The sequence below is a fragment of the Neobacillus rhizosphaerae genome (genome assembly GCF_937468385.1).
GTDB lineage: Bacteria > Bacillota > Bacilli > Bacillales > Cytobacillaceae > Neobacillus > Neobacillus rhizosphaerae.
In genome coordinates this window covers 1-13,307 of record NZ_CALBWS010000016.1, presented here as the reverse complement: position 1 = coordinate 13,307, position 13,307 = coordinate 1, and the positions used below count along the sequence as shown (strand labels likewise).

General features: G+C 37.0%; 18 protein-coding genes. 6 read left to right on the top strand and 12 right to left on the bottom strand.

Translation table 11 applies throughout. The annotated features are described in order from the left end of the window. Positions 1-158: 158 nt before the first annotated feature. Positions 159-1,721 (top strand): rhomboid family protein, encoded by a 1,563-nt coding sequence (locus tag M5A78_RS12850; protein ID WP_248735671.1) that lies wholly within the window; start codon positions 159-161, stop codon positions 1,719-1,721. On the opposite strand, the gene M5A78_RS12845 is transcribed toward M5A78_RS12850, so the two are convergent. Continuing rightward, positions 1,684-2,547 carry a hypothetical protein gene (locus tag M5A78_RS12845; RefSeq protein WP_248735670.1) on the bottom strand — a complete coding sequence of 288 codons (864 nt, stop codon included), beginning with the start codon at positions 2,545-2,547 and terminating at the stop codon, positions 1,684-1,686. The two genes, M5A78_RS12850 and M5A78_RS12845, sit on opposite strands and share 38 nt — an antisense overlap. A 228-nt stretch (positions 2,548-2,775) precedes the next feature. Here M5A78_RS12845 and M5A78_RS12840 point away from each other — a divergent pair, with 228 nt between their 5' ends. The 3 genes from M5A78_RS12840 (at position 2,776) to M5A78_RS12830 (ending at position 5,297) form a co-directional block, all read left to right on the top strand. Continuing rightward, positions 2,776-2,985: a YqgQ family protein gene (locus M5A78_RS12840; RefSeq protein WP_248735669.1), complete on the top strand. Its 210-nt coding sequence runs from the start codon at positions 2,776-2,778 to the stop codon at positions 2,983-2,985. 5 nt (positions 2,986-2,990) lie between these two features. Continuing rightward, positions 2,991-3,965, top strand: a complete 975-nt coding sequence (locus tag M5A78_RS12835; protein ID WP_248735668.1) for an ROK family glucokinase — start codon at positions 2,991-2,993, stop codon at positions 3,963-3,965. A 204-nt stretch (positions 3,966-4,169) separates the two neighbouring features. Continuing rightward, on the top strand, positions 4,170-5,297 hold the full coding sequence (locus M5A78_RS12830) for a YqgU-like beta propeller domain-containing protein (RefSeq protein WP_248735667.1): 1,128 nt from the start codon (positions 4,170-4,172) through the stop codon (positions 5,295-5,297). Between the two features lie 52 nt (positions 5,298-5,349). Here the strand turns inward: M5A78_RS12830 and M5A78_RS12825 are convergent, their stop codons facing one another. Beyond that, positions 5,350-5,526 carry a DUF2759 domain-containing protein gene (locus M5A78_RS12825; RefSeq protein ID WP_248735666.1) on the bottom strand — a complete coding sequence of 59 codons (177 nt, stop codon included), beginning with the start codon at positions 5,524-5,526 and terminating at the stop codon, positions 5,350-5,352. Positions 5,527-5,736: 210 nt separating this feature from the next. Here M5A78_RS12825 and M5A78_RS12820 point away from each other — a divergent pair, with 210 nt between their 5' ends. Beyond that, the gene (locus M5A78_RS12820) at positions 5,737-6,372 is read left to right on the top strand and encodes an MBL fold metallo-hydrolase (RefSeq protein WP_248735665.1); all 636 of its coding nucleotides are present in this window, start codon (positions 5,737-5,739) and stop codon (positions 6,370-6,372) included. A gap of 149 nt (positions 6,373-6,521) precedes the next feature. Then, the gene (locus M5A78_RS12815) at positions 6,522-7,616 is read left to right on the top strand and encodes a class I SAM-dependent methyltransferase (protein WP_248735664.1); all 1,095 of its coding nucleotides are present in this window, start codon (positions 6,522-6,524) and stop codon (positions 7,614-7,616) included. 37 nt (positions 7,617-7,653) lie between these two features. Here M5A78_RS12815 and M5A78_RS12810 read toward each other — a convergent pair whose 3' ends face one another. From M5A78_RS12810 to comGA, 10 genes are all read right to left on the bottom strand, one after another. Then, the gene (locus M5A78_RS12810) at positions 7,654-7,896 is read right to left on the bottom strand and encodes a DUF2626 domain-containing protein (RefSeq protein WP_248735663.1); all 243 of its coding nucleotides are present in this window, start codon (positions 7,894-7,896) and stop codon (positions 7,654-7,656) included. An 84-nt stretch (positions 7,897-7,980) separates the two neighbouring features. Beyond that, on the bottom strand, positions 7,981-8,679 hold the full coding sequence (locus M5A78_RS12805) for a helix-turn-helix transcriptional regulator (RefSeq protein ID WP_248735662.1): 699 nt from the start codon (positions 8,677-8,679) through the stop codon (positions 7,981-7,983). A gap of 225 nt (positions 8,680-8,904) precedes the next feature. Continuing rightward, a complete protein-coding gene (locus tag M5A78_RS12800) occupies positions 8,905-9,090 on the bottom strand; it encodes a YqzE family protein (RefSeq protein ID WP_248735661.1) in 186 nt (61 codons plus the stop codon). 93 nt (positions 9,091-9,183) lie between these two features. Continuing rightward, positions 9,184-9,567, bottom strand: a complete 384-nt coding sequence (comGG, locus tag M5A78_RS12795; protein ID WP_248735660.1) for a competence type IV pilus minor pilin ComGG — start codon at positions 9,565-9,567, stop codon at positions 9,184-9,186. Then, positions 9,564-10,031, bottom strand: a complete 468-nt coding sequence (gene comGF, locus M5A78_RS12790; protein WP_248735759.1) for a competence type IV pilus minor pilin ComGF — start codon at positions 10,029-10,031, stop codon at positions 9,564-9,566. The genes comGG and comGF overlap by 4 nt, the downstream gene beginning before the upstream one ends. Beyond that, positions 9,988-10,263: a hypothetical protein gene (locus M5A78_RS24955; protein ID WP_406603697.1), complete on the bottom strand. Its 276-nt coding sequence runs from the start codon at positions 10,261-10,263 to the stop codon at positions 9,988-9,990. Before M5A78_RS24955 ends, comGF begins: the two co-directional genes overlap by 44 nt. Before the next feature lie 46 nt (positions 10,264-10,309). Further along, a complete protein-coding gene (gene comGD, locus M5A78_RS12785; protein ID WP_248735659.1) occupies positions 10,310-10,750 on the bottom strand; it encodes a competence type IV pilus minor pilin ComGD in 441 nt (146 codons plus the stop codon). Next, positions 10,747-11,067 carry a competence type IV pilus major pilin ComGC gene (gene comGC / locus M5A78_RS12780; protein ID WP_248735658.1) on the bottom strand — a complete coding sequence of 107 codons (321 nt, stop codon included), beginning with the start codon at positions 11,065-11,067 and terminating at the stop codon, positions 10,747-10,749. Before comGC ends, comGD begins: the two co-directional genes overlap by 4 nt. An 18-nt stretch (positions 11,068-11,085) precedes the next feature. Further along, positions 11,086-12,162, bottom strand: coding sequence for a competence type IV pilus assembly protein ComGB (comGB, locus tag M5A78_RS12775; RefSeq protein ID WP_319942288.1), 1,077 nt, complete (start codon positions 12,160-12,162; stop codon positions 11,086-11,088). Next, the gene (gene comGA, locus M5A78_RS12770) at positions 12,104-13,222 is read right to left on the bottom strand and encodes a competence type IV pilus ATPase ComGA (RefSeq protein WP_319942287.1); all 1,119 of its coding nucleotides are present in this window, start codon (positions 13,220-13,222) and stop codon (positions 12,104-12,106) included. Before comGA ends, comGB begins: the two co-directional genes overlap by 59 nt. Positions 13,223-13,307 lie beyond the last annotated feature (85 nt).

The window sequence follows — 13,307 nt, the reverse complement described above, 5'->3', positions numbered from 1 at the left end:
AAATAGTTAATTATTATCATTTCACGTTGTTACATTTATGTAAACTCTGAATTTAGTCTATAATGAAAGAAACACGGTAAAATGAATGTATATTTATTATCTGATTGTCATTTATCGATGAAGCCAATATGGCACTAGTGATAGAAAGTAGGGGAGAAATGAATACTAGAGAGAGTTACATCTTTTGGAGGCTGGCCTATTCTTTCATCTCTGATCATGGTTATCGTATTATTCAATTATTTGAAAATCAAAAAGAACTATGGCTTGAAAAATTAGAAAATAAGAAAGCTCCCATCATACGAATGCTGCTCCATGATTTAGACTGGAGCAATGCCATGCAAAGAGATATCGAATTTACTGCTTCCAATGGGGAAAGAGTGCGCAAGCAAATAGGTCGAAATGAATTAAAGGTGATCAACATTTACATCAGCCAATTTCCGCCGGTTGATGAATATGAATATCGACTTGCTAAGCCATTTATCAATCCAGACGGAAATAAGACGGAAGTAAACTCGATATTATTGACGAGTGAAGATTATGAGCCGGGTTTTCAACGGCTGACAGATTGGCTTAAAAGCGAGTTAACCTTCCCGATTAATGATGAATACTCCGTGGAGGAAGCCGAGAATCAAAAAAAAGCTACCCTCGAATATGCCATGGAAAAAGTAAAATCAGAAAAGGCGATTTTTACTAATGGCAAACCTTTATTTACCTATTTATTAATGCTCATTCAGGTGGCTATGTTTTTCTGGCTTGAGACACATGGAGGGAGTACCAATACATCGACTTTAATTAAGTATGGGGCAAAATTTAATCCATATATTTATAACGGAGAATGGTGGCGATTCCTTACACCAATCTTTCTTCATATTGGATTTGCACATCTAGCAATGAATACAATCAGCTTGTATTTCTTAGGAACAATGGTTGAACGAATCTTTGGCAATATCCGCTTTTTATTTATCTACTTTTTTGCTGGAATACTTGGGTTCATAGGTAGTTTTTTGTTTGTTGATAATATTTCTGCAGGAGCAAGTGGAGCCATTTTTGGCTGCGCAGGTGCATTGCTTTATTTTGGTTTAATGAATCCGAAGCTTTTTTCCCGGACATTGGGTCCGGCTTTCATTGTCATTATTTTAATCAATTTATTCTTTGGATTTTCACGTAATGGCATTGATAATGCAGGACATATCGGTGGATTAATCGGGGGGTTCCTTGCTGCAGGAATGTTGCATCTTCCTAAGCAGAAAAAGCCACTAGTGCAGATGGCATTTCTAATTTTATCCCTTTCTTTAGTTTGGGGTTCCTTATCTTACGGATTTAGTCATTCAGCAAAAAGTATGGATGAAAACTCTATGCTATTGTTGGCGCAGGAAAATATTAAACAAGAGAACTATCAACAAGCATATAATGAATTGAAGAAAGTGGAAGAAAAATCAGATCATCCTTCAACACAAATATATTTTTTATTATCCTTTACTGAAATCAAGCAGAACATGCTTGATGATGCTCGGATCCATTTGCATAAGGTTTTACAATTGGATCCTGATTTCCCTGAGGCCAATTATAATCTGGCTCTTATTTATCTTGAACAGAATGATTTTGTACAGGCGAAAAAGTACGCTGAAAAAGCAGCTGAGCTAAACCCGAATAAAAAGGAATATACGAATTTAGTTCATGAAATTAATCAATATCTTCAATCATCTGGCGTAAGAGAATAGGCTCGCCTCTTACTGTCTCAGTTAATACTAATAGATGTGATTTGTTATTGGCTAATAGGATAAGTGGGAGGGTGCTGCCAATCGGATTTACAGTTGTCCCATCTTGCCTTTTTATTCCAAGGAAATAATTTTTATAAAGGCCTTCCCATAATTGACCAACAATCGTATCCGTTTCTTGTTTTGTAAAACCTGGAAGACCGGACTTTGCCCGTTTGTTGAATTGATTTAAAGGAAAAGCCTGATAGTCACGTAAATGAATACCATAGTGCCTGACACCCTTATTCCAGCTGTATTGTAGCATTCGTTCTGTCTGTTCATCCAATTCCTGTTTCGATTTGTTCTGTTCTCTTGTTTTTGGATCCCGAAAGGAATAATCTGTGTTTTCGTCTTGAAGGACGATATACAATTGATCAGCCGATAAGGCCTGTGAACTGTAAATCTGTCCTTCATTCTTATGAAGCTCGGCATAATGGAAGCTGATTGCTTGCAAAAAGGCACTTTTATCACTGGATACCCGTTTTTCTTGGATAATTGTAGCCTTGTTTTGTTTCCAATTCCCAAGTTGTCCGATTAGCCTGCCATTTGAAAATAAAAATCCGACATCTTGGCGTAGATAAGCTTTTCGATCAAGAGTAGAGTCAATTTTCCAAAGTAAAGAATTATGGTTTACAAGCTCAAGGGACGTTTCAGTTGTTATAAAGGTTACTTTTGGATCAATTGGGAAAAAAGTAATACTTTCCTGTGCTTTAGGATTTTTGGAATGGAAAAAAACCATTGCAGTAATACCTAAAATCAATATGCCAATTAGAAAATATATTTTTTTCACAATGACTTCATCCTCCCGTGGTTTTACGTACATACCTTGTTTGTCCTATTACTGTTATATGGGAAATCTATTGAAGAAATGACAGTTGAGGATGTTTTATCCCAGAAAGGGTCAATAAAAATATTTATTAACATTATTGCCTTGAGGGGAAATGCCGCATGGGTTATACTTTTTTTAGAAATCTTAATTATTTTTCTCCATTATTAAAATTAAGGTGGGACTCCCTTGATGAAAACGGTTTATGAAATTCAGCAATTTTTAAAGCAATTTGGCACGATTATTTATATAGGCGATCGAGTTGCCGACCTTGAATTAATGGAAACAGAGCTAAAAGAGCTATATCAATCACAGTTGATAGAAACACGTGAATTTCAAACAGCACTTTTAATAATACGTCACGAAATTCAATTTCAAAAAGAAAAAAATAAAGATAGGTGAATAAATTGTCTAATCAATGGATTGTAGGGGTTGACTTAGGTGGAACCACTACGAAATTAGCTTTTATTACAATGGATGGGGAAATTGTTTATAAATGGGAAATATCGACTGATAATTCAAATGAGGGACAATTCATTACTTCCAATATAGAAAAGGCTATCAATGAAAAACTTAATGACCTTGGCCAAACAAAGGCAAAATTATTAGGCATTGGCATGGGTGCACCAGGACCAGTGGACTATGAAACTGGGACAATTTTAAACGCGGTGAATTTAGGCTGGAAGGATAACTTTCCACTAAAGGAAAGTCTTGAAGCTTCCACTTCACTAAAAGCGGCAGTTGAAAATGACGCAAACTGCGCGGCATTGGGTGAGATGTGGAAGGGTGCAGGGAATGGAGCGAAGGATCTTGTTTGTGTTACACTGGGAACTGGTGTTGGTGGCGGGGTCATCGCAAATGGAAATATTATTCAGGGTATCAACGGTGCCGCAGGAGAAATAGGCCATATCACGGTAATCCCATTTGATGGTGCTCCTTGTAATTGTGGTAAGACAGGGTGTCTTGAAACGGTTGCTTCTGCGACTGGGATTGTCCGGTTAGCGATGGGTGAACTTAAAAAAGCTGAGTCAACGGGTGAATTAAGAGCACTGCTTGTAAAGAACGGAAAAGTTACCGCCAAAGATGTTTTCGATACTGCTCGTAATGGTGATGAATTGGCGCAACAGGTATTGAATGAAGTTTCCTTTCATTTAGGGTTCGTCACAGCAAATATTGCCAATACCCTTAATCCAGAAAAAATCGTTCTTGGCGGCGGAGTTTCAAAAGCTGGAGATATTTTATTAGACTCCGTAAAAGAATACTTTGCTAAGTTTGCCTTTTCAGCCGTTAGGAAGTCCACACAACTCGCTCTAGCAACCTTAGGAAATGATGCAGGGGTTCTTGGCGCTGCCTGGTTGATAAAAAATAAATTAAATCAATAAGTTATTCAAGAAAAACACAAGCGCCTTGGTACTTGCGCTGGACAATTCTCAAAGTCGAATGATATAAATTCTAATACTTTAAAAAAGCCGGCAATTTACGGCTTTTTTCCTATTTATTGAAACATTATGAAAACCTTGAAACATTTTTGTCAAAAAAACGTACTAACATATGTGAGGTTTAAAGGGAGGGGGAATTGGTTTAAATTGAATCGACTAAAGTATGGAAAGTATATGTTAATACTCGTTTTTATTTTTTTGCCCCTCCTTTTAAGTGCGTGTACAAATAAGGAACAGGCAAAGCCTAAAATTCCCGCTAAAAATGAAAAACCGAAGGCTTCTCTTTTAACAGGGAGTGAATGGAAATTACCTATTTCTATCCCAGAAGGGGAATTTTACAAGCTTAGTGGCTGGATTTCTGATGAAGAGGTTCTTTATATCACTAATTTAGAACAAACTTCAATGGTATATCGGTATCAGCTTTTAACTGGCAAAAGTGAATTAATTTATAAAAGTGAATGTCCAATTGTTAACGTGCAAATTAGTCCATCCAAGAAATTTATCTTGATCCATTCAGCACCGTCATCTTATGAAGGATTAATTACCATCATCGATGCAAAGGGAAATGAGAAATATCGAGAAGCCATCCCCTCCTATGACCTTGTATTTGAATGGAATCCAATTAATGAATCACAAGTCCTTGTTTCAAAATTTAATGAAGATTGGACCTTTCAAATCATGTTATTGGACATGAAAAATTCAAAATCAACCGTAGTTTCCTTGCCACAGCCTTTTGTTAAGTGGCTGGATGAAAAAAAACTTGCATTTCTAAATTGGGATGAAGATAATCCTGCATTATTTGCTCCCTTAATGGTAAAGGGTTTAGATAATGAAAACGAACAAACATTGTTTCCAAAAGTGTTCCAATTTTCTACCTTTCGTCACCTCCTGATGACAATCACAGTTAATGATCAAGATCAAACAAAAGCAACATATTCTTTTTTTGATAAGCAGAATAAAGAGATATTTACGTTTTCCATCCCGCAGCTAACAAAGTTTTCCGATTGGTTAGTTCCTTTTTATGACTTTAATGAGCAAAAGGGTCAATTTATGACTTTTAAGCCCTTAAATAGCGGGGAGGTTGATTCCTATAGGGGTGGATTCGAACTCATGGCTTATTATCTTAAGAAAGGGAGCAGCGAACGGATTATGACCGGTCTGGAAAATGAGCCAATCAATTTTTCACCCTCAGGAGAGGCGCTTCTTTATGGCAATCGATATGAAAAAATTATCGACATAAAGGGAAGAAAAATATATAAGCTAATTAAGGAATGACTTTATCCTTATTTATTGAAAAAAAAAGACTGCCAACCGGCAGTCTTTTATCTTAGTGGGTCCCCATTGGAAATCCAGATTCTTTAATTGTCATAAAGACAAACCAGCCAAAAACAACGAAAGAAGCTAAACCCCAAAAAGCGCCTAATAAGTTTTTATTCTTTATTGCACTATATGCTCCGAATGCTGCAAGCAGGGTTACGATAGCAAAAATAATAACTAAACCCATGGAAAATCCCCCTTTTTAGTCGTAAGCAGGCAAACGCCTAATAATTCAAAGAAAATTATGTAACTATATTATATACATTCGTTTCCTATTTTATATTTTTTTCTTTCATTTGTCGAGGGCAAAAACGTGGAATGTTAAGCATTGCTTTCTTACTTTAGGTAAAATAGTGTAAAATGATGGTATCGCAATTTGTTATTGGAGGTATTATTAATGAAATGGCAGCAAATTCCCTTAGGGACTCTGCAAACAAACTGTTATATCGTAGAAAATTCTCAACGTTCCTGTTTAATTTTCGATCCTGGAAGTGAAGGAAAAAAGCTGATTCATTTGCTGAATCAGAGAAAATTAACACCTTGTGCGATTTTTTTAACACATGCACATTTCGATCATATTGGAGCGGTTAATGAAGTAAGAGATACCTATAAGATCCCCGTATACATACACAAAAAGGAAGAAAAGTGGTTAAGTGACCCTGCCTTAAATGGCTCACAATTATTTATGTTTCAGGATTCAATCAGAGTAAGTCCTGCCGACCATATCATAAAAAATGAGGGACCGATGGAAATCAATGATTTTACATTCAGTGTTTTTCATACGCCTGGTCATTCCCCGGGAAGTGTTTCTTACTATTTTGAGAAGGAAAGGTTTGTTATCTCAGGTGATGCCTTATTTCAAGGCAGTATCGGCCGTACTGACCTTCCGGGTGGTAATCAATCACAATTGATAAAAAGCATTCATGACAAGCTTTTGGCCCTGCCAGAAGAAACGTATGTCTTGTCGGGACATGGCCCTGTAACAGCAATTGGTGATGAAATGGACAGCAATCCATTTTTAAATGGATTTTAAAAAAGAAAAGCCCTTCTCAGATTAAGAGAAGGGCTTTTCTGGGGGATGTTCTATTTCATATAATGGGAGGGGATATTGTTAAGCTACTATCCTAACAATATAATAAAGTTTTCACTGTGTCAATAGTGTTAATTCGAAAAGGAGCTTCTATGATTACATATTTACAGCAGTTAATTTCACTTTCTCCAACAAAGCTGATTTCCTATGCTGATTATATCGGAGCTGTTCTATATCATCCTGAACTTGGTTATTACATGAAGGACAAGCAGAAAATTGGGCGGCAAGGAGATTTCATTACCACTAGCAATATTTCTGATGTTTACGGTAGATTGATGGCAAAATGGTTTTCCAATGTCTGTAACGAAACAAATTTGGAACCGATCTTTTGCGAAATTGGAGCTGGAAATGGCCGTTTTGCAAAAGCTTTTTTACAAGAATGGAATGAATCCATTAAAGTTCCTTTACAATATTATATTGTAGAAAGCAGTCCTTTTCATCGAAAACTGCAAAGCGAATTACTGATGCCCGATTTTTCGGTGGTCCAGATAGAGAGTTTGGACCAGATGAAGGAATTTCAAGGAATAATCTTTTCGAACGAACTTTTTGATGCATTGCCTGTCCATGTAATTGAAAAGAACGACGGCCAGCTTTTTGAGGTGATGGTCGGCTATCAAGACGATGAATTGTTTGAACAGCAAATTCCATTATCAAATCCAGAAATCTATTCCTTTTTAACGGAGAGTCACATCGAATTAAAAGAAAATCAGCGGATAGAGATTCCCTTAGCAATGGAGATGATACTCCAAGAGATTTCGCGAACTTTAACAAAAGGATTGGTTGTCACAGCTGATTATGGGTATACGAACGCGGAATGGAAGGACCCGCGTAGAGCAAAGGGGAGTTTAAGAGGATATTATCAGCATAATATGATTGATGATGTATTGAAGTATCCGGGAGAAATGGATATTACCACCCATATCCATTTTGATTATCTGATTCAAAAAGGTGAGCAAGTAAATTTGGAGTTGCTAACAAAGTTAAGGCAGGATGAATTTTTATTAAAGGCAGGTATCTTGAACGAATTAGAAAATAATTATGACCCGAATCCATTTTCAGAGGTCAGTAAGCGCAACCGGGCGATTCGGAGTTTAATTATGCCAGCGGGAATGAGCTCCTATTTTCACATAATTATTCAGCAAAAAGGTTTATCTTTGAGTGAAAGGGACGTGTTTCCTGACAAATAGAAAAAACGCCGGAGCTATAACCGGCGTTTTTTACTGCTTATTGACCTCCGCCAAGCGGCATCATGAACGTAGTCCAATAGGTGAAGCCTGCGAAGAAAACTGTTAAATATCCTCCGAATACCCATAAGTACATTCGCTCAGAAAGTTTAAGATAGCTAAGCAGAACGAAGAATCCTGTTTGGGCTAAGAATAACATTGCGGTTTTATCCATACCACCTAGATAAAACATTACGGTAAAAATGCCCGTCCAGAAACCACATACTCTGAACATGCGATCCATATGTATCCCTCCTTTTACCCCATCGATACCATCATTACAATATTATAAAGTAAAAGGAGGTGTAATGTAAATAATGGTTTCGAATTAGTTTGTTACAAGTGCTTGATAAGAGCAAGTTTCACAGCCTGTAATCATATTTTCTTTTTCAATTAACTCAACTGTTTCGAAAAGAGCACCGAACATTCCTTTGAGAAACTCATGGTGCATACTGCAAACTGTTTCCGAATGATCTTCGGCCACCTCTTTAAACGGACAATTAAATATTTGGAAGTAGATTTTTGTTTTTTCACCGTTTGCTTCAAATTCAGGATAGAAACCTGCAAGGGTTGCAGCACTCTTTAATATCGTTAGCTTTTGATCGAATTCTAATTCCTCACCAAGTGATCTTTTTGCCATTTCCTGCTCAATCACTTCGGTACCAAACCGTTTACCTGTTAAGAAAAGTGCTTCCTTGCCAACTTCACCAAGTGAAATCATCGTTTGAATGGCCACTTTGGACAAAAGCATGTAGTCACGGTACGGAAAATGCAGCTGAATAACGTCGTCAGACAGACGATATAATCGGCTTGGTCTTCCACCTTTACCCGTTTTCTTTGTTTCAGATGCTAACATGTTAACATCCTCAAGCTTTGATAGATGCAGTCTAGCTACATTCGGATGAATATTAAAATTTTCGGCTACCTCTTGTACGGTTACTTCTTGATGGCGTTTCGTAATGTACTGATAAATATAGTATCGTGTTGGATCTGACAAAACGTTTGTAATTTTTAATGTTTGTTCCATCTCTATTCACCTCGGACCCCCATAATTTACTACATTATAATACAGAGATAATAACAAAGGAATGAGGTTAACAATGTTAACACTATATGTTTAGAAAATGTTCACAATTACTGCCTTTATATTGTAACAATATTATAAAAATGATGTATATTTTAAAAGGTTTGTGTTTGTTACCACTTGTTTTATAGATTTAAAGAAAAAAAGAAGCAAGTATTGTTCGCTTCTTTAAACCTTCCGTCTTTTCTTAACTTCCCAATAGAGGATATAGGGGAGAATTCCGAACCAGCGATACCAAAAAGAAGCTCTTGCTTGTTTTCGTTCAGTACGGATCCGTTTTCTTTCATCTTTTGGTTGATCCGCATATTTAACAATGGTTTGGGTCATGTATTTTACATAGTCATTTGTCTTCATGGACATACCACCTTTTTATGAAGGAGTATTATATTTATACTTCGACGCCGCTAAAAGGGCACTTGCGCTTTTCTTTCAGTATGCCCATTATTTTTATTTCAATTCTACCCATTTTATTAATTTTTTGGTCCTTGTATCAAAAAATCCACGCCCGATGATAGGTTCATCAGATCGGAGGCGAAGGGTGAAATTGACCTTTTGAACATACCCAGTTGGTGTTTCGGCTTGGTAATCCATGTTTCCATTTACATAGGTAATTGTTCCTTTTGAAGGGATGGTTCCTCCAGTCTGAAATATCCCTTCAATTTTTTTTACAGAAGAAAGGAAATAATATTCCTGTTGTAAAATAGCAGCTGTTTCATGTGCCATCTTTCTTTCGGTTAGTAATTGTTCAACGTGTATCGAGAAAAATAATAGAAAAAGTAACAATAAGCACAACGTAAGTGGATAAGTAAACCCCTTTTCATTATTTTTCATGGGACTGTATTCCAGTCGACTAATGAGTAGACTACAACCGAATATTCTTTTCCCCAGAGATCCGTGACATTTACCTTAACGGCATTATTTAAAAGAGTGAAGGAGTATTGTGATACATTTTGGAGGAGAATTTCATGTCCAGTGGAATTCACACGCCTTCTTAGGTTTGAACCATACTTCTCATATTGAATGGTTTCCGTATCCTTTGTTAAAATCAATCGGTTTGCGATTACTTGTGCCCGGGTGGACAGGCGAATTTCCTTTTTTATTTGGCTACAAAAAACTTCCCACTCCATTGCTTGTATTTGTGCATGCGAATCCTTATTGTTTAGGATAATTTGAAAAACAGGTGTCATAAAGAAAATAATGATGGTAAAAATAGAAAAGGCAAATAACACCTCAAGGAGCGTAAAGGCTTTTTCATTCGAGCAAACCGCATATTTCGGTTTGGGGTAGAAAAGCATTTCTTTCAACTTTCACGCACACCTCCATTTGGCCAGCCACTCGAGAATCTTTCCAGATAATTTTGTATTCCACTCGATTTTGTCTCAATGTGTAATTTACAAAAGTTTGATTTTCGATTAATTTTGCTTGTAATTCTTCATACATAATTTGCCTTGTCCTATTCTCGATTTCCAATTTTATCGATTGGCCCCTTAGCTCCATCAATAACGGGAGCAAAAACAAACTAAGCATAATCAACGCTGATAATGACAGGAGCAGTTCAAGTAAAAAAAAACCTTTATTGTTCCGCAACATAGAACCGTCCCTTTCCGATCAAAAAATTAATTTTATAGTTCCTCTTTTTTGTTTGGATAAAGAAGGAGCCAAACTTGTTTATATTCCCATCAATTAAGAATTTGAAATATAAGGGAATGGATCCTTCGGTGAGATAAATATTGGTTGAGTAATTTCTCTCGACAATCGGTGGCAGCTCTGTATCCAAAATCATATAGTACCTGTATTGACTTGGCACAAAAACAACAGATACCTCATGCTGATGCGATATTGCATAGTTTTGCGCATAATATAAATCTGCTTTTAGTTGGGTTAAAAAGGCCTCATCTTCAATCATGGAGTGCTGTGGCTTTAAGGAGAAGACTGTTACCGAGGAAATAATCATAAATATCGAGAGAACCACTAATGACTCAATTAATGTGAACCCCTTTTGATTGATAATCATTTTTCAACAGTTGTAACATTTCCCTCTAAATCAATTACTACTTCATTACCGTTTGGACAGCCTTTTGCATCTTCCTTTAGATATCCCTCTGTTTTAAGCTCCGCAAGTGTTGGAATCTTGTTCTTATCCATTTCATACGCTTGGACTTGAGCTTGAACCATTTTCACGTATGCCTGACAGCCTTTATTGTTGATATTTGAATTATGTTTGGCGACGTTCGGAATCGTAACAATTAGCAAAACAGAAATAACAAGCATGACAATCAACATTTCGATTAATGTGAACCCCTTTTCATTATTCCTCTTTTTTAAATTCATTTTTTAAACCTCCATTTTTTAAATTCCATCCAATAGATGGAACATTGGTAGTAGTATTGCTAAATACATTGACACTACAAGAAATCCAATAAACAAATATAAAATAGGCTGGATGGTTTTGAAGTTTTTTTCAATCATTTCCTCCATATTCGTAACACAGTGCTTGCTGAAAAATAATAACTCCTGTTCTAATTTTCCATTTTCTTGTCCATGTTTGACAATCATCGGGAATTCTCTTTCAAAAAATGAAAAAGCGGCAATGATGGTCTCCAATTTTTCTCCGGTTACAAGCTTATATTTAATTTCCTTTGCCAGATTGCTGTAAAAAGGTTGTCGTTGGTTTTTTTCAAAGAGACTTAATGCTTCAGAGACCGATATTCCACCGGATAAAAGGAAGCTGAGTTGAATGGAAAAGTAGTGGGTAAACAGTAATTTGAGGATCCTGCCTGCAATTGGAATGCGAACGAGTTGTGACCTTTGTTGAAGGACGGAGATCTTACGAAATACAAAAAAATAATAGAATACCCCTATTAATAGGATAATCAGGACAGACTCAATCACAATTGGGAAATATTGATCAAACTTATTGATGACCTTTGTGAAAAAATTCTCTTCAAGACCGAGAGATGAAAAAAGGCTTGTAAACTTTGGCAGTAATGTGTTTTCCACGAAAACAAAAAGAAAGCCAGTTATCATTAGGAGCAGCATGGGATATTGCAGTAATTTTAAAAGCTTTCTTAAATCCTTATCCTTTAATAAGGCGAGTTCACTGCCCTCAAGTAAGGCGTCCGAAAAGCTGCCATGCTGTTCGGCAAAATAAACATACCCAATTAGATCTTTGTGAAAACTAAGATTACTTAAGACATCATGAAAGGGTGAGCCATTTTTTAACTCTACTAAACAACGATTTAATTCCTCCTTTCGTTTCAAAGGTAATTGTAATGCTATGGACTCAATTGCTTCCGCAATTGGATATCCCCTTGCGAGTAATTCACCAGTTCTTTTCAAGAAACTGGCTTGTTCATTTACAGACCATTTATGACGTTTCATCATCATACACCAGCCGTTCATATTCTGATTCTTGAATGTATCCAAGTGCGATGCCCTTGTTAATCACTTCTTTAATCGTTCGGTAATGTGTTTCAATTTTTTCGCCCTTTGCAGCTTTCATGGCGCTGTTTAAATTCCGGCCTGATAATAGCTCAAACACACTTGCCCGTTTCCATCTGCCGTAGGAATAACAATATGGGGAGCACTCTCTTCCGCAAAATGGACATGTAAGTTCTACTAGTCTTTGTGCGGTAACGGCAATCAATGTCTGCTCAACTTCTAGCCAATTCACGCCAAATTCACGGAGTCTGTAAACCGCTCCCTTAGCATCCCGGGTATGCATGGTAGAGAGAACTAAATGGCCCGTTAAAGCGGCTCGAACAGCAATTTTCGCTGTTTCGGCATCCCGGATTTCACCGACCATTATGATGTCGGGGTCATGACGAAGAATTGCCTTAAGGCCTGCAGCATAGGTAACACCTGCTTTTTCGTTGACTTGAACTTGCAGAACAGAGTCATAGTTTTTTTCGATTGGATCTTCGAGTGTGATGACATTGCGATGAAATAAGTGGGCCGTTTCATTTAATAGGGAGTAGAGGGTGGTCGTTTTTCCGCTGCCAGTCGGCCCGGTGAAGATTATTAAACCATGAGCATGTTTGAGTAGGGCAAGTAGTTTTCGTGTCATTGCTGGGAATAATGAGAGCTGATGAAAGGGAATCTGTTCTTGTTGGGGTAAAAGCCGGATGACAAGGCTTTCTCTGTTGTTAGATGGGAGTGTCGAAAGTCTAAGGCCCATTAATTGACCGTTTACCTCGCAAAAAATGGCTCCGCTTTGGGGGCGTCGTCTTTCTCCGATATCCATATTGGCTGTGAATTTAAAATGTGAGATTAATCTGTCGCATTCATCTTTTGGAAGGGATAATCGAGGAATAAGCTTGTTGGTTAAACGGATCTGAATAAGTGTGTCGTTTTTCCTTGGAATAATGTGAATATCTGTCGCCTGGTTTCGTGCCGCATCTGTGACAATCCTGTTTGCTAATATTTCAATTGCACTAACAATGGCAAACACCACCTTTTTATATTGTCTTTGCTTACTATTCGACACGTTTCTATCTTTTCCTTCTTTATTTTTAAATTTTTTTTACAAAGATATGTATAAGGGTGTCAGGCACCATGTGAAATTTTCACAT

Coding starts and splice junctions, on each gene's coding strand:
- M5A78_RS12850 (WP_248735671.1), top strand. CDS start 159: ATGAATACTAGAGAGAGTTACATCTTTTGGAGGCTGGCCTATTCTTTC.
- M5A78_RS12840 (WP_248735669.1), top strand. CDS start 2,776: ATGAAAACGGTTTATGAAATTCAGCAATTTTTAAAGCAATTTGGCACG.
- M5A78_RS12810 (WP_248735663.1), bottom strand. CDS start 7,896: ATGGATCGCATGTTCAGAGTATGTGGTTTCTGGACGGGCATTTTTACC.
- M5A78_RS12800 (WP_248735661.1), bottom strand. CDS start 9,090: ATGAAGACAAATGACTATGTAAAATACATGACCCAAACCATTGTTAAA.
- M5A78_RS12825 (WP_248735666.1), bottom strand. CDS start 5,526: ATGGGTTTAGTTATTATTTTTGCTATCGTAACCCTGCTTGCAGCATTC.
- comGC (WP_248735658.1), bottom strand. CDS start 11,067: ATGAATTTAAAAAAGAGGAATAATGAAAAGGGGTTCACATTAATCGAA.
- M5A78_RS12805 (WP_248735662.1), bottom strand. CDS start 8,679: ATGGAACAAACATTAAAAATTACAAACGTTTTGTCAGATCCAACACGA.
- comGD (WP_248735659.1), bottom strand. CDS start 10,750: ATGATTATCAATCAAAAGGGGTTCACATTAATTGAGTCATTAGTGGTT.
- M5A78_RS24955 (WP_406603697.1), bottom strand. CDS start 10,263: ATGCTTAGTTTGTTTTTGCTCCCGTTATTGATGGAGCTAAGGGGCCAA.
- M5A78_RS12815 (WP_248735664.1), top strand. CDS start 6,522: ATGATTACATATTTACAGCAGTTAATTTCACTTTCTCCAACAAAGCTG.
- M5A78_RS12820 (WP_248735665.1), top strand. CDS start 5,737: ATGAAATGGCAGCAAATTCCCTTAGGGACTCTGCAAACAAACTGTTAT.
- comGG (WP_248735660.1), bottom strand. CDS start 9,567: ATGAAAAATAATGAAAAGGGGTTTACTTATCCACTTACGTTGTGCTTA.
- comGF (WP_248735759.1), bottom strand. CDS start 10,031: ATGCTTTTCTACCCCAAACCGAAATATGCGGTTTGCTCGAATGAAAAA.